Here is a 23,032-nt window from a genome sequence, read left to right as displayed (position 1 = left end):
AATGCGAGTATTTATCTTTTTATTGCTGTTCTGGCTGCCGGCCCATGCTGGCTGGTGGCCAGGGCAAAAAGTGCCACGGTCAATTGTAATTGCTGCCATAAAACATCCTTCGGATATCCGTGAAATGAACCTGGCGCAATCTGTTGCCGGGCTGGCTGCACAGGCGCTGAATGAAGGCACCGGCGATGAAGGTGTGTGGATTGAAACATCCAATCCCGACTACAACATTTATTTTCATTCACTGGTAGCAAGATTAAAGGCTAAAGTGCCGGGTACGTTTACTCCCTGGCAACTGGTAGAAAGATACAAGGCCAGGGGAATTATCAAAGGTTACATCCTGTATGATTTCAACAGGAATGATAACTCCGTTAACCTTGCTACCATTTACGCCGCTCTTAAAAAAGGAGTGCTGATAGATATTACACAGGAAGCCATGGCCAGCAGTAAGGGGCTGAAAAAATTATATGATGCCACCAAAGCTGATATTAAGGAAGCCACTCTTCATGCCTTACTGCCGGAGCTGAATCCTCATGCGCTGGTGATTGCCAACCCGGCTTATTCCAATAACAGGGATTACGCGATTGCGCAGAAAACTATGGTTTATTATGGCGTGGATACTATTTTCCAATCCATTATCAGGTGGGTAAAGCCGCTTTCTCCGGTAATAGGATGGAATAAGGGAGAAGAATTTAAACATGTAGAACCTTGCACCAGATGGGGTTTGATCAATACTGCTTCAGATTGGTGCATGAACCTGGCATTGTTATCGATACCGCCGGTAAATAAATTGCCGCAGATCCGGTCTCTTGATCCCCGGAAAATTAACTGGGAGGAGCAGCTAAACTATCATGCCTTTGTAATGAGCGACGGTGACAACATGCAGTGGACATTCGGCAATTTTATACACAATAAAGACTATTGGAGTAACCCCTATAATGAAGATATCCCGATGTCGTTTACCACTTGCGTGCTTAACCTTGCCCAGGCGGGCAGCGATGTATATACCTGCCTGGCGAAGTCCCAGCCCAAACACAACTCCATAGTGGAGTATGGCGCCGGCTATTATTACCCGGATCTCTTTGCCAGGTCAAGACCGGAACCAGCTAAGCTGCTCCGGGAATATGCCGGTATGATCAACACACAGATGAAAAGAACCGGCGCAAAAGTTTTCGGATTTATCTGTAAAGATGTTTCAGGTGAGCAGGCGTTGGAAGCCTACAGGATCTATGCGGAAGAGATAGAAGACCTCACCGGTATGATAGCCGTGCAGTATTCGCCTTATAATGGCGGTTATGGAAAAGTTTTCTGGGTGAAAAATAAAAAAGGAACAGAGATACCGGTAGTTACCTGTAAATACCAGCTATGGGCCAACCTGAGCAAGCAAGGCTCCGGTGATCCGGTGCAGCTGGCAGGCTGGATAAACAACGACAACGCATCATCTTCTTCAGGAAGCAAACAACTGAACTGGACCATTGTACATGCATGGTCGCATTTCAGCGACATTGCCACACATCATTCCATTGTTACTAAAGATAAAAGCATTACTACCGCCCAACGCGGCGTAACACCGGTTAAATGGACAAAGGATCTCCTTGATAAAGGAACAAAGGTTGTTTCCATTGAAGAACTTTTATGGCGGATCAGGATGCAGCACAATCCTGCAGAAACCCGTAAAGTGGCCGGTATTCACCAATAATCAACTAAACATTATGCAAAAGAGTACAAGGGCAGGCCAGCTGCTTTCCATCCCGGTGATTGTAGCGGCGTTGGGTTATTTTGTTGACATCTACGATCTGCTGCTGTTCAGCATTGTGCGCATGCCGAGCTTAAGAGCCCTGCACGTGGCAGAAAATGAATTGATGGAAAAGGGTATTTACCTGATCAATATGCAGATGGCGGGGATGTTGCTCGGCGGCATTTTTTGGGGAGTATTAGGAGATAAGAAAGGACGACTGTCTGTATTGTTTGGCTCTATTCTCTTATACTCGGTGGCCAATATCCTGAATGGTTTTGTGACTACAGTGGATCAATATGCCCTGTTGCGTTTTATAGCGGGGATAGGGCTTGCGGGGGAACTGGGCGCCGGCATTACTTTGGTGGCGGAAATACTGCCAAAGGAAATACGTGGCTATGGTACCGCCATTGTAGCGTCAGTAGGCGTGCTGGGAGCAGTCCTGGCCTATTTTATAGCAGACCTTTTCGACTGGAAGATCGCTTATTTTATTGGCGGTGGACTAGGGTTGGCGTTGCTTGTACTACGGTTTAATGTATTTGAATCGGGTATTTTTAAAGAAGTAAAAAAAGCACAAAGATCACGCGGTAATTTCTTCTCCTTATTTTCTTCCGGTAAAATATTTTTTAAATACCTGAGATGTATTATGATCGGGTTACCTATCTGGTTCGTGATCGGGATCCTGATTACTTTTTCGCCGGAGTTCGGAAAGGCTATTGGCCTTGCTACAGCTGTGGAAGCAGGAAAAGCGGTGATGTTCTGTTATATCGGGCTTTCGCTGGGAGATATGAGCAGTGGCTTGTTAAGCCAGTATTTAAAAAGCAGGAGAAAAACGGTGCTTATTTTTGTGATGCTCACCTGTGCGGCGATAGTTGTTTACTTAAGTCAGCGGTCGCAGAGTATTGTTGTCTTTTATTCACTGTGCGGTTTTCTGGGGTATGCCATTGGTTACTGGGCGTTGTTTGTAACGATTGCCGCAGAACAATTTGGTACCAATATGCGGGCAACGGTGGCCACTACGGTTCCCAATTTTGTACGTGGCAGCGTGAATATTTTTACGCCTGCATTCCTTTTGCTGAAAAATCATTCAGGTGTTACCGTTGCTGCGGGTATGGTGGGCATTATTACCATTATACTTGCGCTGCTGGCAGTATGGAAGATGGAAGAAACTTTCTCCAAAGATCTTAACTACACGGAATAAATTATTATCTCTTCAAAACATATATAATGAGGAAGAAAAACTTTCTTTTACTGGCGGGTCTTATTTTTTCGATAGCTGCAAAGTCGCAGGAAACGTATGATATATGCGTGTATGGCGGCACCTCCGGGGGTGTAATAGCGGCTTATACGGCGAAGAAAATGGGAAAGTCGGTATTGCTGATTGAGCCGGGGAAGCACCTTGGCGGCATGTCATCCGGCGGACTGGGATACACTGATATCGGCAACAAGTATGCGGTTACCGGTTTGGGTATTGATTTTTACCGCAGGGTGGGTAATCATTACGGGCAGTTTGAGTCCTGGATATTTGAGCCGCATGTGGCAGAGGATGTATTTATGCAGTATATCAGGGAAGCCAACGTGCCGGTGCTTTACCAGTCGAGGATGGTGGCGGCGGTAAAGGAAAATGGTTTTATTAAGGAGATCTCAGTGGAGAGCACAGCGGCTCCATCGAAGCAACAAAAACATATCCGTGCAACCGTGTTTATTGATTGTTCCTATGAAGGTGACCTGATGGCAAGGGCCGGTGTATCTTATACGGTAGGAAGGGAATCTTCCGCTGTTTACAACGAATCGTACAATGGCGTGCAGGTGCAGCCTCCCGCTACACCGCAGCATGGTAACCAGGTACCCGACGGCGTAGACCCGTATAAGATACCCGGCAATCCATCCAGTGGCTTGCTGTGGGGCATCAGCAATGCCAGGCTGGCGCCAATAGGAAGCGGCGATAACCATGTGCAGGCTTATAATTTCCGGATCTGTTTAACCGACGATCCTGCTAACCGTATACCTATTACCCGCCCGGAGGACTATGATTCCAGCCGGTATGAAATATTGCCCCGCTATATAGCAAAGCTCACTACACCGAATGATATCCGGGAGATCCTGAAATTTGACCTGATGCCTAATCATAAAACAGACATCAACAATGGTGGCGGCTTTTCTACCGACATGATAGGCAGGAATTGGGAATATCCGGATGGAGATTACGCTACCAGGGAAAAAATCCAAAAGGAACATGAACTGTACAACAAGGGGCTGCTGTATTTTATCGGGCATGATCCCCGTATACCGGACAGTGTGCGCCGGTTTATGCTGAACTGGGGATACCCTAAAGATGAATACGCTGATAACAATCACTGGAGCCCGCAAATGTACATCAGGGAAGCCCGCAGAATGCGCGGCGTATATGTAATGACGCAGGCTAATTGTGAGCGGAAGGAAGTGGTAACGGATGGTATAGGGATGGCCGCATATGGCATGGATTCTCACAATACCCAGCGTCTTGTTATTAACGGGATGGTAAAGAATGAGGGAGATGTGGAAAAAGGCGGCGCTGGTCCGTACCCTATTGCTTACCGGTCACTGACACCGAAAGAGAACGAATGTAAAAACCTGCTGGTGCCTGTTTGTTTGTCTGCCAGTCATATTGGTTATGGCTCTATAAGAATGGAACCGGTATTCATGGTACTGGGGCAGTCGGCCGCGGTGGCTGCTGCGTTTGCGGTTGACGGGCACACCACGGTGCAGCAGGTAGATGTAAAAAAGATACAGACATTGCTGGCTGCAAATCCATTGATGGATGGCAGCACGCCAGAGATCCTGGTGGATAATGATGATGCTGCCCATGTGGAAATCACCGGTAAGTGGTCGCTTAAAAAAGGAGGCACTTACGGTCCTTCTGCTCTTTATTCTTCTGAAAATGACGAGCCTAAATCCGTAAAATTTATACCGGAAGTGAAGAAAGGTGGAAACTATGACATCTACACCTATGTGTTGCCACGGATAAATAATGTATCTCCCGCTACCAAAGTAATGGTATTTGATGGCAAACAATCCAGGGAGATAACTATTGTTAAAGAGAAGGTGATTGTAAACGGTCAGACCAGTGGTGAATGGGTACATTTAGGGAAATTTAATCTGCCGGCAGGCAAAAAAGCCGACATCACTATTTCCAATAATGAGGCGGGTGGCGTGATTGTGGCAGATGCCGTATTACTGGTTCCCGGAAGATAGTGTGCTTATACTACTCTCTTTCTTTATCTAAAATTTCAAATGATTGTTCTATCCTTTCGCCGTTTTCATCTACCAGTGTAATAATATGTTTCCCGGCTGCGGGGTGTAGCGCCATCTGGTGAAACTCTGTGGTAGCGCCTATGAAGTTGTTATCGAGGTGCCAGAATATTTTAGTGGCATTGTTCCGGTGAGTGGCGGTAAAGATGGTTTGACCAGGCTTTCCGTCGATTTCAACGGGCACGAATATACGCGCCCCTGGCCGGGGATAGATCAGTTCCATAGGCGCCTTATCTTGTCCCAGTGAGGCGAGGCAATCCGGCTTATACGGTGGCAGCTGCTGATAATAGTTTTTGCTGCGGTAGTAATACTCCTGTGAGGGAGGCAATACAAACCAGGATTTATGCTGCATGAGCGAGGGTGATTCACAGGCTTCTGTTACACGCCACTGGCCGGTTCTGTCGAGATGTACCAGCTGGTGGTACGGACATACGCCTGCCCTGATCCCGGCCGCCGGTACATAAATCGAATCTTTTTCATCGCATAGTTCGCCTGCGCGGAATCCGCTTTTGCGGCATACTTCAATCTTTTTCAGTTGCTGATAAGGCGTGTTAAACCAGCCGCTGGTATGCAATAAACGGAACACATCAAAGAGAATAGGCGCGGCAGTGGATACCCCTATCAGGCCGGGGCGGCCTTCTCCGTCGGCGTTTCCTACCCATACGCCTACTACATATTGCGGCGTTACGCCAATCGCCCATCCGTCCCGGAAGCCGAAGCTGGTGCCTGTTTTCCAGGCGATACGTTGCGAAGAGGAGAACTGCTGCCAAAGCAATTCTTCGCCCGGCCGCATCACTTCGGTCATTGCCTGAAAGGCGTACCAGATGGAGCCTGCATCCAGTAGGCCGTCTTTACTCAATCCGTATTTCGACGGGCGTTGGATATTAAGCCGGTAATTGGGAGGATGAATATCATCCATATCGTACCTGCCTTTATATTGATCCATGTGTATCAGGGTGCGGGCCATGCTGGCATACATACCGCACATTTCCCAGAGGGTGGTTTCGCCGCCGCCGAGGATCAGTGATAAGCCATAGTGGTCGGCCGGTTTGTTGAGGGTGGTGATGCCCATTTTTTGCAGCAGGGAATGAAACCGTTCGTAGCGGTATTGCTGCAACATACGTACGGCGGGAATATTGAGGGATCTGGCCAGCGCGCGGGAAGCAGGTACCGCGCCATCGTAACCGAGATCAAAGTTTTGCGGCGAATAGCCGGCTATCTGCGTAGGAATATCGGGGATCAGTGTATTGGGCAATATGAGGCCGTCGTTGAGCATGGCGGCATAGAGCACGGGCTTTAATGTACTGCCCGGACTTCTTCTCGCCTGCACAATATCCACATGACTTTCCAGCTCGGGGTCTGAAGGATGATAAATGTTGCCTACATACGCCAGGGTGTTGCCGGTTTCTACGTCCAGTACCAATACAGCTGCATTATTGATGCCGTTCGCCTTATAAGCATTATGATAACGTTCGGCGATGGCGGTGGCGTTATGTTGCAGGTCGGCCTGCAGGGTTGTTTTGATGCGGGTAGGTTCGTCCGTTTGCTGTTGCAGGTAATCACGGCGGAACAGGTCCAGCAGGTGCGGCGCTTCCTGTGGCAATGGCAAGGGTTGATCCGGCAGGGGTTCCATTTTTGCCAGCTGGCAGGTGATGCTGTCGATGGTGCGCTGGTGATATAATTTATTCAGCAGTTGATTTCGTTTATTCAGCAACGTTACCCTGTTGCGGCCGGGATGTACCAGCGAGGGACTGTTAGGTAATACCGCCAGCGCGGCCATTTCGCCCCACGACAATAAATCGGCCTTACGGCCATAATACCGCCAGGCGGCGGCTTCCAGTCCAACTACATTGCCCCCGAAAGGTGCATTAGCAGCATATAACGCGATAATCTTCTTTTTAGAGGCCGCAAATTCCAGCCGCGTGGCCAACACCGCTTCCATCATCTTTTGCCAGATATTGCGGGGCTGATTGCGCGACAAGCGAATAACCTGCATCGTGAGGGTGCTGCCACCGCTTACAACTTTTCTGCCACGGGCGTTTTGATTAATAGCCCGGCCTATGGCGATAGGATCTATGCCCCAGTGATAATAGAAACGTTTGTCTTCATATGCGACGATACACTTTTCAAATTTATCCGGCACATGCGCATTGTACGGAAACCGCCATTGGCCATCCGGTGCAATGCTGGCGTTCAGCAGATCGCCGTTGCTGTCTTCCAGCACATAGGAGGTAGGGCTGGTAAAGAGTTGTTTGGGTAAACAAAAATAGTAGGCAATGAGCACAATAGCGGCCGCTGCGAGCCACCACTTTTTTTTGATGCACCATTGTTTAAGGATATCAGGCTTCATTATTTTTTTATGCGCGTTCAAAGATAAGTTAACTTATTGTTTTGAACGGCTCGTATATCTGGTAGTCAGGGTGTAATCACAGGTTGCTCTCTACACATTACTTCTGACCCTCTTTGCCTTTAAAATCCGTAATGGTCTTTCCATCATAACGATACACTCCGTTTACAGATCCAAACCAAATACTTCCATCGTTAGCTTCCAGAATCCCAAAGAACATTGGGTTATACGTTATTTCGGTTACCGTTGGCCTCTGATCAGGCAAAGACCTTTGGTCATACCGGGAAAGTGCCCAGGCTTGATTGCGCAGAAACTTTTCGTCGTACTTGGGAACTGCCAAAGCCTGGCTATGATCCCTCTCTGAACTAGTCCAGATATTACCTTTTTTATCCTCAACTATATAACCAACAAACTTCTGTGTGAAATTTGTAAATGTACTGCCATCATAGCGCCAAAGACCATCAGGTCCGCCAAGCCAGATATTACCTTTTTTATCTTCGATTATGGAACGAACATTCTTAAAAGGTTTGTCCTCATGGGTAAAAACGGAGAATGTTTTTCCATCATACACGAAAGTGTTGCCTCTTGTAGCAAACCAAAACTTACCTGTTTTGTCTTCAATAATAGCAGTAACTTCATAAGGGGGCCTCTCCGGAAAAGTTTTCCCTGTCCGGTCCTCATTCATTACATCTCCATTGATGATATAATTCCGGAAGGATTTCCCGTCGTAACGGCTTGCTCCTCCAAAAACACCGAACCAGATGTTGCCTTTTTTATCTTCATAAATACTACCAACATCATTATTGAGAAGTCCATCCCTGGTGGTGAGATTTTGAAAGGATTTCCCATCATAATAATAAACACCTGAACCAATAGAGCCGAACCACAAGTTGCCTTTACTATCTTCTAAAATAGAAAAAAAACGGGCCGTACTCACTTTACTGGTAATATTGGTAAAAGATTTTCCATCGTATCGAAAAACTCCCTCCCACGAGGCAATCCAGATGTTGCCCTTTCTATCTTGCATGATATTTCGGGTGATGGATTTAGGTCCGGTTTTAGTTTGTCCGTAGGAAACATTAAAGATGCCTGCGACAATAAAGACGCCAAGGAAGATTGTCTGAATAATTGTTTTGTTAGATTTATACATCATTATGTCAATTTGTTATTGATAATGTATTTATATTGTATCAACCAGGTTGTCTTTCTGGTGGGCAACCAGCTCCACGATTTCGCCTTTGCGGGGCTCAAAGTTGATCTGGCGAAATTACTTTGATATCTTTCAGTACAGGGAGCTTGGATTGTAAATAAAATTGTAAACTTTGTAAATAATAACTTGACACTATGCACCTTGGTCAAAATCTCCTCCTGGGGAAACGCAAATACCTGTTGGGATTGATCCTATTCTTGTTTGTCTCCGTCATCTGCGTGGCTTTCATTATGGGTGGAAGTGACGATTTTGATATTTCCAGAAGGGAGGTTTTACTTCGCAGGATCGGACATGAACTACTTTTACAGTCGGGCGACAGTACCTCAAGGGTGCTCCCGGTAAAAAAGATCGCTGAAAATGAATACCGGATCACGTTTGAGAATGATCTTACTTTTCAACCGGACTCCCTGGTGAATACCACCCGGCGTTTGCTGGCCAAAGACCCGCTCGCACGTGATTATGTTGTTAATGTGCTGAACTGTAGCAACTCCAGTGTAGCCTATGGATACGCTATCTCCAAAAATACAAAAGATGATATTGTAACCTGTATGGGAAGAAAACAGCCCAAAGGATGTTACATGATCAATGTTAAATTCAAACCGGTGGGTATAAATACTGCAAAGAATGGATATCTCCTGGGCAGCCTGCCGTTTTTTAGCATTTGTTGGTTTTCTTTTTTTGAGATCTGTTAAGCCGCGGAGACCTGTACCTGAGAAAAGCGCTTTACCAGGGGATGATCAGGATACGGGCATCATTACTTTGGGTTCGGTTTTGTTTGATGCGAAGAATCGTAAGCTCATAATTGATGGAAAGACGATAGACTTAACCGGAACTGAAACCCGTGTTCTACAAATTTTCGCGTTGTCTCCTAACGAGACTATAGAGAGAAGCCGGCTGCAAAAAGAGATATGGGAAGATGAAGGTGTTATTGTAGGGCGTAGCCTGGATATGTTCATATCAAAGCTTAGAAAAAAACTGGAATTTGATCCGAATATCAAAATTGTGGTTATACGAGGAAAAGGATATAGGCTTGAAGTTGGCTCTTAAGGAAGAATTCTCTTATCCGGAACTGATCAGCTTCACCTGCCCGGGAATGGCTAAAACAAAGAAGCCCTGCATACATGCAAAGCTTTTTTCTAAGTTGGGGCGGCAGGGCACATTTCCCAGTGGATTTTATTAATTCCGGCAGGAATACATAATTATTAATACTAATTTCTAAATCACAAAATCCCTATACCAACAATGACAAAATGAGATACTCCATTTTGTCATTGTTGGTATAGGGACTAAAATAAGCTATGCAGGAATGATCATAGGATTAAGTCAATTTTACTGCAGTAAAATAATTGAAAAATGAAGAAAAACTACCTGCTGAACCATTACCACCAGTTTCAGACATGAGGGAGATAGTGCCATTTACTCCGTAATCTGCCATTTGTACCATCCAGGATATTTCAACTGCTGTATTTGAAACTTCCAGCCACCTGTATGTTCCATCTAACACTTTGCACCCCATTGGCAAATTAAGCACAACATATCCCGCATGACTGGTTGAAATAACACCGCTGAGCACAACCTTGTATATACCCCCAAAGAAGATTCCGGTAATACTTGAAATGTTTCCCGCAACCGGGAAGCTGTACCCTTGCGCTATAGTGCTTTGCAAGCTGCGGGGCATGCCCTCAGCATTAGAAATGTTAACGGGGTATTGACAATAATAAGGCGCTACTGTTCCGTTGCAGACAATATTTGACACCGTGTTGAATTGCCCGTTACCCTTAAACTGCGCTACACTTTCATAATATGAAAAGTTGCAATCTGAAAGGGATATATTGTTGTTAAGATTAGCACAAACCAGCCCAACCTGAGTACCTGTAAGCAAACCATTAAATCTGCTTGAAGAAATAGCTATTTCATGGGCCCATGACTTGATATTAATAGTTGTTCCCGACTGGCTCTGGAAATAACAGTTACTAACTGACGATCTATACGGTTTAACGTTCGTTGCAGCAACAGGAGCATAGGAAATGCCTTGATTAAGGAACCAACAGTTATTAAATTGTGACCCTTCATTTTTAATTTCATATTCCATGAGGACATTCTGTGCTCTGCCGGTTGCATCAAAATAACAGTTCGAAAACATGCTGATGAAAAGATCCTTAATCCATATATTCACAGGGAATAAATAGAATAGCGTATTGGATACCGTTAAGCCTTCAGGCGTTTGCGGGGCATTTCCCGGATTAGCTTCTGCTTTCAATCCATAATCATCAGGACCGCTTGAATTGGAAACAATGAAGCAATTATCAATATTTACTTCTGCGGTTCTGTCGTAATAATAAATGCCGGACTTGGAATTAAATTCACAAGATTGGAGATTGATCTTTCTGGCATTAGTGAGCTTGAGACTTAACGCACAATTGGTTACCCGGACAAAATTCAGATCACACGCTTTGGCGGTTGAAGCATATGAGTTCGTATAATTTCCGGTGATTTCGATAGCAGTATTAGATCCGTTTCCAGCGATAGATAAGCCTGTAATCTCAATTCTTTCTGAAGATGCCTGTACAGATAACACCGGATTGGCGGTAGAAGAAATAGTGGCTCCTTTACCGGATAATTGCTTATTTGAAGGTACTACGACAGTTGTACTAGTGGTAAATACCTTATTTTCTAATATCACAATGTTACTGAGTCCCAATGCCGCAGTTAAAGATGCAGAACAATCAATCCCATCTTTTACACCAAACCACCGTAAATCAATGAAAGTAGTATAAATTCTTTTCCACCGGCCTGATGCCACACCCTGAATGATAGTTCCATTATTAGGGGCCTCTCCGGATAAACTGTCCCAGTAAAATGAACCGCCCCCGTTATCGCCGGGGGTATAATAGCATAATACCTCATAAATTTCAGTAGCTACAGGGGAAGCTAGTGCCTTAAGGGCATCAATGTTTTGAATAATCATAATTAATAATTAAGAGGGTAAACAAATATGATGTTGCTATAGTAAACATATAAGGATGCAACGCATTCTATATACGTACCGGGGGACAGGCTTTATTTATTTGGAGTGATAAGAAACAGGTCAGCAGGATGGTCAGTTCATTTTTTCGGTTAACACTTTGTAGGAATGGTGGGCTCCGGACTGTGTTTAAAAGAGCAACGGATTTTGCAGCATAAAAAAGCCTTACAGTGCAAACTGTAAGGCTTTAATCTTTCTAAGTCGGGGCGGCAGGATTCGAACCTGCGACCTCCTGCTCCCAAAGCAGGCGCGATACCGGGCTACGCTACGCCCCGTCTCCGACGCTGTGTAGCGGGATGCAAATGTAGGAAATAAATATCCACAAAAACAAATCCTGCTGAAAAAAACTTCAGTAATGATATTCATTTATTGACAGGCGCACCGGAAAGTATATCCCTCACCGTTAGGCCGGGTAACAAACGGAATACGGGAATACTGATGCCGTATTTATTGCACAGTTCTTTAATGCTCCGGTCAATGAGTTCCGCGCTGTACCTGGAGGAGAAATGTCCGAGGATCAGCTGTTTTACGCGGATATGGCTTACCATATCCATCACTTCTCCCAGTTTGCTGTGCTTATTCTTATGTGCTACTATTTTCACATCCCCTTCACTGGCTAGAAACGTAGCTTCATGGATCAGGATATCGGTGCCATCCCAGCGTTCCATATCCTGCACAGGCGTATCGCCCGAATAGCCGACCAGGTTGGTTCTTACTTCCATTGTGGTGCTTTCTTTTCCTCGCTCCATAATGATTTGCCGGATCGTTTCGGGGGGAAGCGCTGCCAGCTCCGGCTTCACTTTTTGTTTCACCTGCATTACCTTATAGCTCAGGCTCCGGATGATGTGCGCATCGGTAGTTACATGTTCGTTACGCACAGGAATAACCACTACATCGTCTTTTACCCATATTTCATCGCCCGGTGCTACCGCCCTCCATTGTGTACCGGCAATATGAGGATCAAAATTTTTGGAGAATGCTTCCATCGCCGGAAAAGAACTGCTGTCCCTTGGATAACAGATTACCGGCAGTCCATCCCGTGCATTCAGCTGGTTTAGCTGCAGCAGGCCCGTTAAATGATCCCTGTCCGCATGAGAAATAAATACATAGTTGATCTTCCTGCTTTTTTGCAAAAGTGCAGCCGTTAATCCATCTCCCGCATCCATTAAAATACCCAGTTCTTCCAGGAAGTACCAGGTGGAAAATAAGGCGGTAGAGTAGCCTGATATCGTTAGCTTCATCAGTGGTTCTTAGTTATGTTATAAAGATAGACATATTTTACAGACTCTCCACCAGTAGGTATAACGACAAATCTGATATGGTTAAAATAAAGAAAACTGAATCTGTTTTATTTGCCTTTTATAGCTGAATTTTACGGTCTCAATATTTGTTCTATGATGCAGATAATTAACAGCACGCCGGAAGATATCGATGTAATCTTTAGTCTTTATGAAGCCGGCACACAACTTCAAAAGAAAATTGCACAGAAGCACTGGGAGGGATTTGACCAGGCGCTGGTGGAAACAGATATCCGTGAAAAGAGGTTATGGAAGATAATGGAGGACGACCGGATTGCCTGCATCTTTTCTCTTACATTCCAGGATCCCTTTATATGGAAAGAGAAAGATCAAGATCCGGCCATTTACATTCACCGTATCGCCACTCATCCGGACTTCAGGGGCAATGGTTATGTAAAGCATATTGTACAGTGGGCCAGGGACTATGCAGTAAGTATCGGGAAAAACTATATCAGGATGGATACCGGCAGCGGTAATGATAAGCTGAACAATTATTATGTAAGCTGTGGCTTTAACTACCTTGGTGTTGTGGCGCCGTTGGCGAGTGATGAGTTACCTGCGCATTATAAGGGGGGTACTTCCAGCTTGTTTGAAATAGTGCTGTGAGGCAGTTATGAGGTTATACATAATTAAAAAAGGCTTTCCGTTTACGGAAAGCCTTTTAAATGCTAAGTCGGGGCGGCAGGATTCGAACCTGCGACCTCCTGCTCCCAAAGCAGGCGCGATACCGGGCTACGCTACGCCCCGAAATCCCTTCTTAGTCCGCATCTTCTGCATTAACAGCTGCCCTTGCGGCAATACCTTTGCTTCAATTGCGGAGTGCAAATGTAGGAAAATGTTTAACATAAAAACAAATTTTTTTAACAAAAAGACGCAAAATATAATAGAATGCCCTGCTACGCTGGATTACACGAGGTGACAATTTTCTCAAGAAAGTAACAAACCTGTGAAATAAGATCGCTCAAAGCCCATCCCTTTCCGGAAAAATTTATTCGGTACGCAAGCTTTTTACCGGATTGGACCTGGCCGCTTTGATCGATTGGTAGCTGACGGTTATAAAGGAGATGACAATGGCAATAACACCAGCCAACGCGAAAAACCACCAGCGGATGCTGATATGATAGGCAAAATTCTGCAGCCATTTATTCATTACCCACCACGCCACGGGGAAGGCGATCAGCAAAGCAAATACCACCAGCTTTAAAAAATCTTTCGACAACATCCCTACAATACCCGCTACGCTGGCGCCCAGCACTTTCCTGACCCCGATTTCCTTAATACGTTTTTGTGTGGCAAAAGTAGCGAGGCCGAAAAGTCCCAGGCAAGACACCATTACAGATAACACAGAGAAAATATTGAAAAGCTTTCCCATGCGCTGCTCGGCGAGGTATAAGCGCGACAGGTCTTCATTTACAAAACCGAAAGAAAATGGGAAATCGATATATACCTGCTGAAATACTTTTTTCATCGTCGCCAGGCTTTGCTGCATATTGGCAGCCGTAGTCCGCTGTACAATATACCCTGTGTTCCCGTTAAAATTGCCGGAACTGCCGTTCCTGATAATCAGTGGTTGTATGGGCTGTTGCACTGGCTTGAAGTTAAAATCTTTTACTATTCCTATGACAATGCCTGTACGGCTATCCATGGTTATTCTCGTTCCCAGCGCAGTTTCCACGTTTAGCTTCATTGCTTTTATGGCCGTTTCATTGAGCACATAGTTATTTTCATCTCCTTTAAAATCTTTGGAAAAAAACCTGCCGGCCTTTAACTGCATCCTGAAAGTATGCACAAAATGATCATCCACCCACATTTGTGGAAATACCAGGTTTGCCTGTGGGTCCTTTCCTTCCCATTCAACCGAACGGGTACCGGTGGGCAGATCTGTAGGCAGGTGACTGATAAAAGTATAATCATCTATCTCCGGATACTGGCTCATTACAGCTTTCAGCGCCACCTGGTTCCGCTGCAGGTCGCCCAGGCGGGGAATCGGTATATACAGGAGGTTTTCCTTGTTGTAACCGATATCCATGGTCCGGATAAAGTGCAGTTGTTTATACACTACAATAGTGCTCACTATCAGGATCACTGCAATGGAGAATTGCACGATGATCAGGCTGTTCCTGAAAAACGTTTTCCTGCCATGCAGCATCTTTACACCTTTCAGCACTTTCACCGGGTTAAAAGAAGAAAGGAACAGCGCGGGGTAACTTCCGGAAAGCAAACCTACACCTGTTGCTATTCCTAAAAGACCCGCTATGAATTTTATATTCAGCAGGTTAATGGAGATGGATTTCGCTGCCAGCTGGTTGAACAATGGTATCAATGCCCATGCTATCACCAGCCCGATAATCAGGGAGATAAAAGATAATAATAACGCCTCACTTAAAAACTGCATTACAAGTTGCGACCGCAAAGCGCCCACTGTTTTACGCATCCCTACTTCTTTGGCCCGTTGCCCGGACAAAGCAGTGGACAGGTTCATAAAATTGATGCCGGCAATCAGTAAAATAAAAACCGCGATCAGGGAAAAGATCTTTACTTGTTGATAGTTACCCTGGCCGGCTACATCGAGCATCAGGCGGGAACGCAGATGCACATCCTTTAGCGGCTGAACGTACAGGAATCCATTTGTTTTCGTTATATCCAGGCGGCGGTAAAGCGCCTGGATCTGCTGCTGTAACGATGCCAGGGCTGCTGGTGTGCCACTGAAATGATCATCCATCAGCAGGTAAGTATATACATCAAAATTACCCCATCCCTGTTCCAGGTTGATGGTTCTTTCATAGAGCTGAATGGGAAGCAACATATCAAACTGCAGGTGCGAATTACGGGGAATGTCTTTCAGTACACCCGTTACCAGCAGGTTATTGCCATTGTAATCATTGTCAATGTGCAGGGTTTTGCCCATGGCATTTTCCGGGCTGCCAAAGTACTTCTTTGCACTGCTGGCGGTGAGTACCACGCCATCGGGCCTGGACAGTAGGCTGGACGCGTCTCCCAGCAAAAGGGGATAATCGAAGATGCAGAGAAAATTACTGTCGGCGTAGTAGATGTTTTTCTCCTCATACTTTTGATTATTTACTGTTACCATGCTTTGCAGGGCGGCCAGCCGGGTGGTGTTCTTTATGCCCGGAACAGCTTCCCTGATGGCCATTGCAGCAGGCACGGGCACCACTGCTGCTGCTATATCCCCTACACGGGCCGTGAGGCGGTAAATATGCCCTGCGTTAGCGTTAAAGCGGTCGTAGCTCAGTTCATCCTGCACCCACAGGAAAATAAGAATGCTGCAGGCCATGCCTGTAGCTAATCCGAAAATATTGAGGCCGGAAAATAACTTATTCCTGAAAAGGTTTCTGAAGGCTGTTTTCAGATAACTTTTGAACATACGGGTGCAAGATTGATTGTTTTGTGAAAAGCCAACAAGGTGCCAGATATGAAATATCTTTATGCTAGATAATTATACTTTAAAGTATTTATAATGTGTCCGGTTTTAAAGCATAATATGTTCATTTTTAAACCTGTCCTGCCTGCAGATTGCAGGTTTAATCCGCTGCAAAAATCTGCCTCTTAATTTCCGCAAAAAATAATTTGTCCAATAGTCCGGATGTCATTCGTCATAAGGTCGTAAACAACATCATTTAACGTTAAAATTCAGAAAAAATGAAAGAATTCATGATGATCTTCCGACATGCACCGGACCCCAACCGGGTGATAAGCCCCGGGCAAATGCAGGCCATCCTCCGGCAGCGGCAGGACTGGATAGGCGGTATTGCTGCACAGGGGAAGTTTTTAAGCACCGATCAACTGGGGCAGGAGGCAAAAACGCTCCGGGCCGATAACGTGATTACCGACGGCCCTTATGCAGAAGTAAAGGAAATAGTAGGCGGTACCTGATTGTAAAGGCCACTTCACTGGAAGAAGCGATGCAGCTGGTTGATGGTTGTCCTATTCTCCTTGCAGGCGGCCATGTGGAAGTAAGGGACATTATAAAAATGAATTAACACAATCATCAGGTCCGGTGTATAATGATCTTCTTCCTTAACTATTCAAAACAGAGTACAGCAAAATTATTGCTGTACTCTGTAAACTATTCGGCCTCCCGCACATGGAAACGGCAGAAGACGTCGTTAATGATGCTTTTCTGCTGGCAGCTAAAACATGGAGTTCAAAAGGCGTTCCGGAGAATCCTTCCGCCTGGCTGTACACCGTTGCTAAAAACAAAACAAAAGATTACCTCAGAAGAAATAAAATTTTCAGCGAAAAGATAGCTGCCGATCTGAAACTGCACCGGCCACCACCGGAGGAAATTGATATTGATCTCTCCGCCGCCAACATTCAGGACAGCCAGTTGAAAATGATGTTTGCCATCTGTCACCCGGCTATCCCTACGGAAGCCCGGATAGGGCTTTCTCTCCGTATCCTGTGCGGCTTTGTGCTGCGCAAAGAGTTGTGCCTGGAAGCCATACGGCTGAATTATTTTCTGTTGGAAAATACGCCTACCAATACGCCAGCCGTAAAGGCATTGATGTCGCTGATGTGTTTCCACGCCTCTCGGTTTGAAGCCAGGACCAGTGATTCCGGCGCGTATATTTTATATGAAGGACAAGACCGCAGTCTACCGGCATCGATGATGGAAAGGCGCTGCAATATTTTGCCAGCGCTTTGCAACTGGCAAAAACGGCTGCCGATAAAAATATTATTTCGCAATACATGCATAAAATCAGGAGCAATTCCACGGGTAAATAGTCTCTTTATTTTTGGACTTACGGTTATCCTGCTATGTCAAATAAATCAGTCTTTTACCGGCTAAAATCCTTGCATTACCGGGAGCATTTTCGTATCTTCGTTGCTGCTTACCGGAAGCCATCAGACAGTCTTTTTTAATCGTAAAACAGCTACTTTTTTTGCCACTCAGCCGGTGGTTATTGCCCGGTTGTTTTCAACTGCTTTTATTGCATGTAAAAACGGTATCTCCGGATACAGGAGGGGATTATTTGCTTTTAAAGTAGCAGTGGCAGGAAGAATAATCATATGGAAGAACAAATTATTACACAGAAGCCGGCGTTTAGAGAAGCGCTTAAATTCTGGTTTAAATTAGGATGGATAAGTTTTGGCGGTACCGCCGGCCACATTGCCATTATGCATGATTATTTAGTGGACCGGAAAAAGTGGATCAGCAACAGTAAGTTTCTGCATGCCCTGAATCATTGTATGATCCTGCCCGGACCGGAAGCACAGCAATTATCCATTTATATCGGGTGGTTGCTGCATGGCAGAAAAGGGGGGCTTGCCGCCGGTATCTTGTTTGTATTGCCATCGATGTTCATTTTACTTGGGCTAAGCATTATTTACGTGCTCTTTGGCAATATCCCGTGGGTAACCGCCATGTTCGCCGGATTAAAGCCTGCTGTGATTGCCCTCATCCTTATCGCCATGTTCAGGATCGGGCAGAAAGCGTTACACGGACCACTGCATTACGGCGTGGCGGCGCTGGCATTTGTATGTATTTTCTTCTTCAATATTTCCTTACTAGCCATCATTGGCGGCGTAGTTGTTATTGGTGTCGTCACGCGCATGATATGGCCAGCCGCATTACAACACCAGGAAAAAAATACAGCAACAACCGGAGATGAAGAACATACGTATGTGCTGAATAAAAACACCGTATCGCCCGGAGAGGGCTTCCAGGCACGGCGGCTCCTGAAATTACTGGGTATTGCCTTTATCGCCTGGCTGCTTCCGTTTGGACTGTTTCTGTTGTTTTTCAGCGACTTTACTTTCTGGAAAAATATGGGGTTGTTCTTCACACAAACCGCGTTTGTGACTGTAGGCGGCTCGTATACGGTGCTGCCTTATGTGGCGCAATACAGTGTTACAAAACTACACTGGCTCAGTAAGCTACAGATGATCGATGGTTTTGCACTGGCGGAAACAACACCCGGTCCGCTCATCATTGTATTATCATTCGTGGGTTTTATGGCCGGTTATAACCATTTTGGCGGCTCTTTATGGATGGGTGCAGCCGGACTGCTCGCCACTACGTACTTTACCTTTTTGCCCTGTTTCCTGATGATTTTCGCCGGGGCTCCCCTGATTGAGAAAACGCACGGTATTGACATCATCGAAGGTATTCTTGGATTAATTACCGCCGCTGTAGTGGGTGTGATACTAAATCTTACTTTATATCTCGGGAAAGATGTGATTTTTCCGGGTGGCATTTTATTCAGCAAGCCGGATATCCTGGCGCTGGTATGGATGATCGTATCATTGGTGCTGATGCTGAGGTTTAAAATGAATATTTTATACCTGATTGGGTTGAGTGTATTGTATGGGGTTTTTCATTATTTGTTATACCCTTAAGGGTATAACAAATTTTCATTCGTCACTTCTGCTTTCTTAACTCATCCAGCGCCAATGCCGTCAGATCTTCTGTTATTTTCGTCGGTGAATTACAATCACAGTTACTCATTCCAATTACGTAAATATCTTCACCGGGAATATAAACGCCCATTGTTTTGAACCCGAATATACTGCCGCCATGTTCCCTGGCCGGCATCCCTTTTATTTCCCTGATGTGCCAGCCATACCCATAGGCAAACTCTTCTCCATTGTTCAATTTATACTTCGTAAAAGCCTTTTGGGTTGCTGCTGCATTGAGTAACAGGTGCTGATTCAAAGCATTCTGCCATTTCAGCATATCGCCGGTGGTGGACATGAGCGAACCAGATGAAAAAGGAACACTGAAACTGATCATCGTTTTATTCACGTATCCATATTCCTTTTTGTGATACCCGTATGCTCTTTTTTTGATGATTTGTCTGTCGCTGCAGTAGTAAGATTGACTCATCCCAACTTTATCGAAAATATGTTTCCCGATGAAATCTTTATATGTCTCTCCGGAAACCAATTCTATGATATATCCCAGCAGCACATACCCCGAATTATTATACGCAAACCTTTCTCCCGGTGCAAAATCAGCTGGTTCGTTTTTGAAAAAATTGACCATCATTTCAGGACTCATATCTTTCTGCGCAATCGTCGAAAGAGATTTCATGCTGGTGAAGTCCTTAATGCCTGAAGTATGGGTCAATAAATGATGTATCGTTATTTTACTTCCTGAAGGATAATCGGCTATGTATTTGGAGACAGGGTCCTTTACACTTAATTTGCCTTGTTCTTCTAACATGAGAATCGCTACAGCCGTAAATTGTTTGGTCATGGAACCCAACTGGAACACGTTCTCCGGCGTCAAATTCACGTCTGATTCCAGGTTAGCCTTGCCGAACGCTTTCTGATAAATAGGCTTCCCATTTTGAGCAACCATAAATACAGCACCGGGGCCATCTTTATCATTGAACAGGGTTAGAATCAAACTATCCATCCTGCTTTCAAGGCTTTGTGCTGAAGCAATATTGAGCGAAGTGCAAATTATCAGCGATAGTAACAATAGGGTATGGATCAACTTTACTCTAGTCATTGAGATTTGTTAAATGTGTCCTGAATCAATGCGCCTGGCATTGATTTTAAAAATACACGAATGAGTCCAATGATCTATGAAAATGTTACGTAAGTGGAAATATTTGGGATGAAAAGGATCAAAACTATGCAGCAGACATTATCTAAAGGCTTTTAACTATGTGCTAAATCTTTCGATTTATTTAACGGGCTATGAGGGGCAAAGTTCGAACCTATTTAATGAAAATTTACGAGAGATTATTTGCTATTTAATGAATAGTCGATAATATTACTAATTGAACTTATTTATCAAGTAACTAACACAATCCGACTTATGAAATATTTATTTAGTTTTCTCCTCTTGCTCTACGCAATCACTACTCTAGGACAAGCATCCTTTCCTAAGGGGTTTAAATTAATAAAAGGTGACAATACTACCGGAGAAGACGATAGGTACTCTAATGGGAAAGATGTTTTTCAAATGCATTTCTTTTTCAGAGCATATGACAGCGATTACAACTGGAACGATGATAACTATAAAAAATTCATGGCAGAAGCCTTTGGCTACCCAATGTATCGAACTACAGACAGTCTCTTGTGGAGCGCAGGAAAAATTGGCGAGTATTATTCCTACGTAGTCGTAGACTGACACGGTGAAATATTTGAGCTTGTTTCCGACTACAGTGATGCAGACTTTTCCTTCTATTCAAAATGGCTTCTTTCTTCTATAAGAGCGTATCGTAAAAAAGGAAAAGTATTCATGTTCCCGACGAGGTACCATTTGTATTACAAGCCCAGGGTTTAACTATAAGCCTAAACAGATTAAGTTATTTTGTCAGGGTACTATGTTTGGAATTAAAAAGCCTCTAAATCTTTCGCTTCTTTCATGAAATGATAGTCTTTTTACAAAGACTAGTTGTCTTCACGTAACGACATTGAAGTAAATACTTCTTGCATTGATATAAGAAGTATTTACTTCAATGTCCGGAATATTAAAACATCGCTTCAGGATAATCGGTATATCCATTTTCACCCCCACTATACAACGTATCGCGGTTGATTTCTGACAATGGCAAATTATATTTAAAGCGGATTGCCAAATCGGGGTTGGCAATGAATGGTGCACCAAAAGATACCAGGTCGGCTATGCCTTCTTTCAGGATGGCATTCCCGCTTTCCTGCGTAAAGCCCAGATTAGCCATCAACCTGCCGCTGTAGTGATAGCGGAAATGGCTGAAATAATTATCCTGCAATACTTCTACCGGGGTACCTGTTAAAGTTTCTGCAGGCCCAACAATGTGCAGGAAAGCGAGATTGTAGTCATTCAGTTTTTTAAGGATGTACTGGAACATGGGGATAGTTTCTTCATCCGGCGTCACGATGCCTACATGACTATATGCGACCGGTGTAAACTTGATCGCTACCCTTGTGCTTTCCCATACTTCTAAGATGGCATCCAGTATTTCAAATATAATACGTGCGCGATTTTCAATACTGCCACCATACTCATCGGTACGATGATTAGTGGCCAGGCTTAAAAATTGAGGAATTAACATGCCAGCCTGTGCATGTACTTCAATGCCATCAAATCCTGCTTCTTTCGCATTCTTAGCCGCCTGCCTGTAATCCTGTATAGTTTGTTTAATTTCAGCAACGGTGAACTCGCGGGGCGTTTGTGTATCTTTAAAGCCCTGGGGTGTATAAGAATGATTTTGCGGATTAATGGCGGAAGGGCCTGCCGGCAATTCACCATCAAAAAAATCCGGATGAGATGCAGCACCAATATGCCCTAATTGAGAGAAGATTAGTCCTCCTTTGTTGTGTACTGCCTGGGTCACCAGTTTCCATCCTTCAATCTGCTCCTGCGTATAAATGCCTGGCACATTAATAAAACCAATAGACTTCGGATTCACCCAGGTACCTTCACTCAGAATTAAGCCTGCTGAAGCGCGTTGTGCATAATACCTGGCCATCAATGGTGTAGGAACCAGGCCTTTATTGGTGGCACGTCCACGCGTAAGTGACGCCATTACCACCCGGTTTTTCAATTTCAAATCACCTATCTGATATTCCTCTAACAGAGGTTGTGCTGTATTTCCCATTGTTTTTTTAAGGCAAACTTCGGGCATATGCCCCAGCGTTACAATATGGGAAAAACTAATACCATAGGGATAAATTTATCCCATTAAGGAATTAAAATACAATGCCTATTTTTGAATAAAGTGAACAGCATATGTATGAAAGAAAGACTCCCCTCACAATAGATTGCGGACTGCACCTGACTAAAGAAGTGCTGAATGGCAAATGGAAGCCAGCCATCCTCCGTGCTATTTCGATGGATGTAAAGCGTCCCAGCGAGATACTACGCTTATTTCCTGGCGCCACCCGCAGGGTGCTGAATGTACAACTCAAAGAATTGGAAGGACATGGAATGATAGAGAAGAAAACCTACCCGCAACTACCGCCTAAAGTGGAGTATTCGCTTACGGAGATCGGCTGTTCACTGATGCCTATTATTGATGCCATGAACCAATGGGGTGATGCTAATCGCAGCTTTTTGGAGAATGTTATTAAGCAAGCACCTAAGATTAGCGAAACATCAAAATCGACATGCCAGATTTATAGACATATGATGGTAGCGCGTAAGATCGGATAAGGTTTGGTAGTGGGATTG

At 44.7% G+C, this 23,032-nt stretch carries 18 protein-coding genes, 2 tRNA genes and 1 pseudogene; 12 read left to right on the top strand and 9 right to left on the bottom strand.

Translation table 11 applies throughout. The features are described 5' to 3' along the window. Position 1 precedes the first annotated feature (1 nt). The 3 genes from QFZ48_RS08195 to QFZ48_RS08185 are packed head-to-tail and all read left to right on the top strand — an operon-like array spanning position 2 to position 4,966. Positions 2–1,696: a hypothetical protein gene (locus QFZ48_RS08195; RefSeq protein ID WP_429061910.1), complete on the top strand. Its 1,695-nt coding sequence runs from the start codon at positions 2–4 to the stop codon at positions 1,694–1,696. 13 nt (positions 1,697–1,709) lie between these two features. Continuing rightward, on the top strand, positions 1,710–2,933 hold the full coding sequence (locus QFZ48_RS08190; protein ID WP_429044162.1) for an MFS transporter: 1,224 nt from the start codon (positions 1,710–1,712) through the stop codon (positions 2,931–2,933). A gap of 26 nt (positions 2,934–2,959) precedes the next feature. Further along, entirely contained in the window at positions 2,960–4,966 is a 2,007-nt protein-coding gene (locus QFZ48_RS08185) for an FAD-dependent oxidoreductase (RefSeq protein WP_429061908.1), read from the top strand. Positions 4,967–4,976: 10 nt separating this feature from the next. Here the strand turns inward: QFZ48_RS08185 and pbpC are convergent, their stop codons facing one another. Further along, on the bottom strand, positions 4,977–7,373 hold the full coding sequence (pbpC, locus tag QFZ48_RS08180) for a penicillin-binding protein 1C (RefSeq protein ID WP_429061907.1): 2,397 nt from the start codon (positions 7,371–7,373) through the stop codon (positions 4,977–4,979). Positions 7,374–7,470: 97 nt separating this feature from the next. Beyond that, complete coding sequence (locus QFZ48_RS08175) at positions 7,471–8,523, bottom strand: ligand-binding sensor domain-containing protein (RefSeq protein ID WP_429061905.1); 1,053 nt, start codon at positions 8,521–8,523, stop codon at positions 7,471–7,473. 191 nt (positions 8,524–8,714) lie between these two features. On the opposite strand from QFZ48_RS08175, the gene QFZ48_RS08170 reads away from it, so the two are divergent. Then, a complete protein-coding gene (locus QFZ48_RS08170; RefSeq protein ID WP_429061903.1) occupies positions 8,715–9,272 on the top strand; it encodes a hypothetical protein in 558 nt (185 codons plus the stop codon). After that, complete coding sequence (locus QFZ48_RS08165; RefSeq protein WP_429061901.1) at positions 9,205–9,627, top strand: winged helix-turn-helix domain-containing protein; 423 nt, start codon at positions 9,205–9,207, stop codon at positions 9,625–9,627. Before QFZ48_RS08170 ends, QFZ48_RS08165 begins: the two co-directional genes overlap by 68 nt. A gap of 271 nt (positions 9,628–9,898) precedes the next feature. Here QFZ48_RS08165 and QFZ48_RS08160 read toward each other — a convergent pair whose 3' ends face one another. From QFZ48_RS08160 to QFZ48_RS08150, 3 genes are all read right to left on the bottom strand, one after another. Further along, complete coding sequence (locus QFZ48_RS08160) at positions 9,899–11,548, bottom strand: hypothetical protein (RefSeq protein WP_429061900.1); 1,650 nt, start codon at positions 11,546–11,548, stop codon at positions 9,899–9,901. A gap of 258 nt (positions 11,549–11,806) precedes the next feature. Further along, a tRNA-Pro gene (locus tag QFZ48_RS08155) sits at positions 11,807–11,880 on the bottom strand. Between the two features lie 87 nt (positions 11,881–11,967). Next, positions 11,968–12,846, bottom strand: coding sequence for an MBL fold metallo-hydrolase (locus QFZ48_RS08150; protein WP_429061898.1), 879 nt, complete (start codon positions 12,844–12,846; stop codon positions 11,968–11,970). Between the two features lie 153 nt (positions 12,847–12,999). Between QFZ48_RS08150 and QFZ48_RS08145 the strand changes: the two genes are divergently transcribed. Continuing rightward, positions 13,000–13,509 carry a GNAT family N-acetyltransferase gene (locus QFZ48_RS08145; protein ID WP_429061896.1) on the top strand — a complete coding sequence of 170 codons (510 nt, stop codon included), beginning with the start codon at positions 13,000–13,002 and terminating at the stop codon, positions 13,507–13,509. A 67-nt stretch (positions 13,510–13,576) separates the two neighbouring features. Here QFZ48_RS08145 and QFZ48_RS08140 read toward each other — a convergent pair. Together QFZ48_RS08140 and QFZ48_RS08135 are read right to left on the bottom strand one after the other, a co-directional pair. After that, a tRNA-Pro gene (locus QFZ48_RS08140) sits at positions 13,577–13,650 on the bottom strand. A gap of 241 nt (positions 13,651–13,891) precedes the next feature. After that, positions 13,892–16,288 (bottom strand): ABC transporter permease, encoded by a 2,397-nt coding sequence (locus QFZ48_RS08135; RefSeq protein ID WP_429061893.1) that lies wholly within the window; start codon positions 16,286–16,288, stop codon positions 13,892–13,894. A gap of 275 nt (positions 16,289–16,563) precedes the next feature. Between QFZ48_RS08135 and QFZ48_RS08130 the strand changes: the two genes are divergently transcribed. The 4 genes and pseudogenes from QFZ48_RS08130 to chrA all read left to right on the top strand — a co-directional run bounded on the left by QFZ48_RS08130 (position 16,564) and on the right by chrA (position 19,263). Then, the gene (locus QFZ48_RS08130; RefSeq protein WP_429044187.1) at positions 16,564–16,797 is read left to right on the top strand and encodes a YciI family protein; all 234 of its coding nucleotides are present in this window, start codon (positions 16,564–16,566) and stop codon (positions 16,795–16,797) included. Between the two features lie 160 nt (positions 16,798–16,957). Next, positions 16,958–17,140, top strand: a pseudogene (locus QFZ48_RS08125) (sigma factor); the annotation flags it as partial. Positions 17,141–17,257: 117 nt separating this feature from the next. Continuing rightward, positions 17,258–17,713 (top strand): DUF6596 domain-containing protein, encoded by a 456-nt coding sequence (locus tag QFZ48_RS08120; protein ID WP_429065480.1) that lies wholly within the window; start codon positions 17,258–17,260, stop codon positions 17,711–17,713. A 221-nt stretch (positions 17,714–17,934) separates the two neighbouring features. Next, the gene (chrA, locus tag QFZ48_RS08115; protein ID WP_429061891.1) at positions 17,935–19,263 is read left to right on the top strand and encodes a chromate efflux transporter; all 1,329 of its coding nucleotides are present in this window, start codon (positions 17,935–17,937) and stop codon (positions 19,261–19,263) included. Between the two features lie 22 nt (positions 19,264–19,285). Here chrA and QFZ48_RS08110 read toward each other — a convergent pair whose 3' ends face one another. Next, positions 19,286–20,380, bottom strand: coding sequence for a serine hydrolase domain-containing protein (locus tag QFZ48_RS08110; RefSeq protein WP_429044192.1), 1,095 nt, complete (start codon positions 20,378–20,380; stop codon positions 19,286–19,288). Between the two features lie 312 nt (positions 20,381–20,692). Here QFZ48_RS08110 and QFZ48_RS08105 point away from each other — a divergent pair, with 312 nt between their 5' ends. Beyond that, positions 20,693–21,007 (top strand): hypothetical protein, encoded by a 315-nt coding sequence (locus tag QFZ48_RS08105; protein WP_429061889.1) that lies wholly within the window; start codon positions 20,693–20,695, stop codon positions 21,005–21,007. A gap of 343 nt (positions 21,008–21,350) precedes the next feature. Here the strand turns inward: QFZ48_RS08105 and QFZ48_RS08100 are convergent, their stop codons facing one another. After that, a complete protein-coding gene (locus tag QFZ48_RS08100; RefSeq protein ID WP_429061888.1) occupies positions 21,351–22,460 on the bottom strand; it encodes an alkene reductase in 1,110 nt (369 codons plus the stop codon). Between the two features lie 131 nt (positions 22,461–22,591). Between QFZ48_RS08100 and QFZ48_RS08095 the strand changes: the two genes are divergently transcribed. Beyond that, the gene (locus QFZ48_RS08095) at positions 22,592–23,014 is read left to right on the top strand and encodes a winged helix-turn-helix transcriptional regulator (protein ID WP_429044200.1); all 423 of its coding nucleotides are present in this window, start codon (positions 22,592–22,594) and stop codon (positions 23,012–23,014) included. Positions 23,015–23,032: the final 18 nt, after the last annotated feature.

Source organism: Chitinophaga sp. W2I13, assembly GCF_050434005.1.
Classification (GTDB): Bacteria; Bacteroidota; Bacteroidia; order Chitinophagales; family Chitinophagaceae; genus Chitinophaga.
Note: the sequence above shows the minus strand (reverse complement) of the source record. Positions and strands in the feature narration are given on the sequence as shown.

Coding starts and splice junctions, on each gene's coding strand:
- QFZ48_RS08195 (WP_429061910.1), top strand. CDS start 2: ATGCGAGTATTTATCTTTTTATTGCTGTTCTGGCTGCCGGCCCATGCT.
- QFZ48_RS08190 (WP_429044162.1), top strand. CDS start 1,710: ATGCAAAAGAGTACAAGGGCAGGCCAGCTGCTTTCCATCCCGGTGATT.
- QFZ48_RS08185 (WP_429061908.1), top strand. CDS start 2,960: ATGAGGAAGAAAAACTTTCTTTTACTGGCGGGTCTTATTTTTTCGATA.
- pbpC (WP_429061907.1), bottom strand. CDS start 7,373: ATGAAGCCTGATATCCTTAAACAATGGTGCATCAAAAAAAAGTGGTGG.
- QFZ48_RS08175 (WP_429061905.1), bottom strand. CDS start 8,523: ATGATGTATAAATCTAACAAAACAATTATTCAGACAATCTTCCTTGGC.
- QFZ48_RS08170 (WP_429061903.1), top strand. CDS start 8,715: ATGCACCTTGGTCAAAATCTCCTCCTGGGGAAACGCAAATACCTGTTG.
- QFZ48_RS08165 (WP_429061901.1), top strand. CDS start 9,205: ATGGATATCTCCTGGGCAGCCTGCCGTTTTTTAGCATTTGTTGGTTTT.
- QFZ48_RS08160 (WP_429061900.1), bottom strand. CDS start 11,548: ATGATTATTCAAAACATTGATGCCCTTAAGGCACTAGCTTCCCCTGTA.
- QFZ48_RS08150 (WP_429061898.1), bottom strand. CDS start 12,846: ATGAAGCTAACGATATCAGGCTACTCTACCGCCTTATTTTCCACCTGG.
- QFZ48_RS08145 (WP_429061896.1), top strand. CDS start 13,000: ATGATGCAGATAATTAACAGCACGCCGGAAGATATCGATGTAATCTTT.
- QFZ48_RS08135 (WP_429061893.1), bottom strand. CDS start 16,288: ATGTTCAAAAGTTATCTGAAAACAGCCTTCAGAAACCTTTTCAGGAAT.
- QFZ48_RS08130 (WP_429044187.1), top strand. CDS start 16,564: ATGAAAGAATTCATGATGATCTTCCGACATGCACCGGACCCCAACCGG.
- QFZ48_RS08120 (WP_429065480.1), top strand. CDS start 17,258: ATGATGTTTGCCATCTGTCACCCGGCTATCCCTACGGAAGCCCGGATA.
- chrA (WP_429061891.1), top strand. CDS start 17,935: ATGGAAGAACAAATTATTACACAGAAGCCGGCGTTTAGAGAAGCGCTT.
- QFZ48_RS08110 (WP_429044192.1), bottom strand. CDS start 20,380: ATGACTAGAGTAAAGTTGATCCATACCCTATTGTTACTATCGCTGATA.
- QFZ48_RS08105 (WP_429061889.1), top strand. CDS start 20,693: ATGAAATATTTATTTAGTTTTCTCCTCTTGCTCTACGCAATCACTACT.
- QFZ48_RS08100 (WP_429061888.1), bottom strand. CDS start 22,460: ATGGGAAATACAGCACAACCTCTGTTAGAGGAATATCAGATAGGTGAT.
- QFZ48_RS08095 (WP_429044200.1), top strand. CDS start 22,592: ATGTATGAAAGAAAGACTCCCCTCACAATAGATTGCGGACTGCACCTG.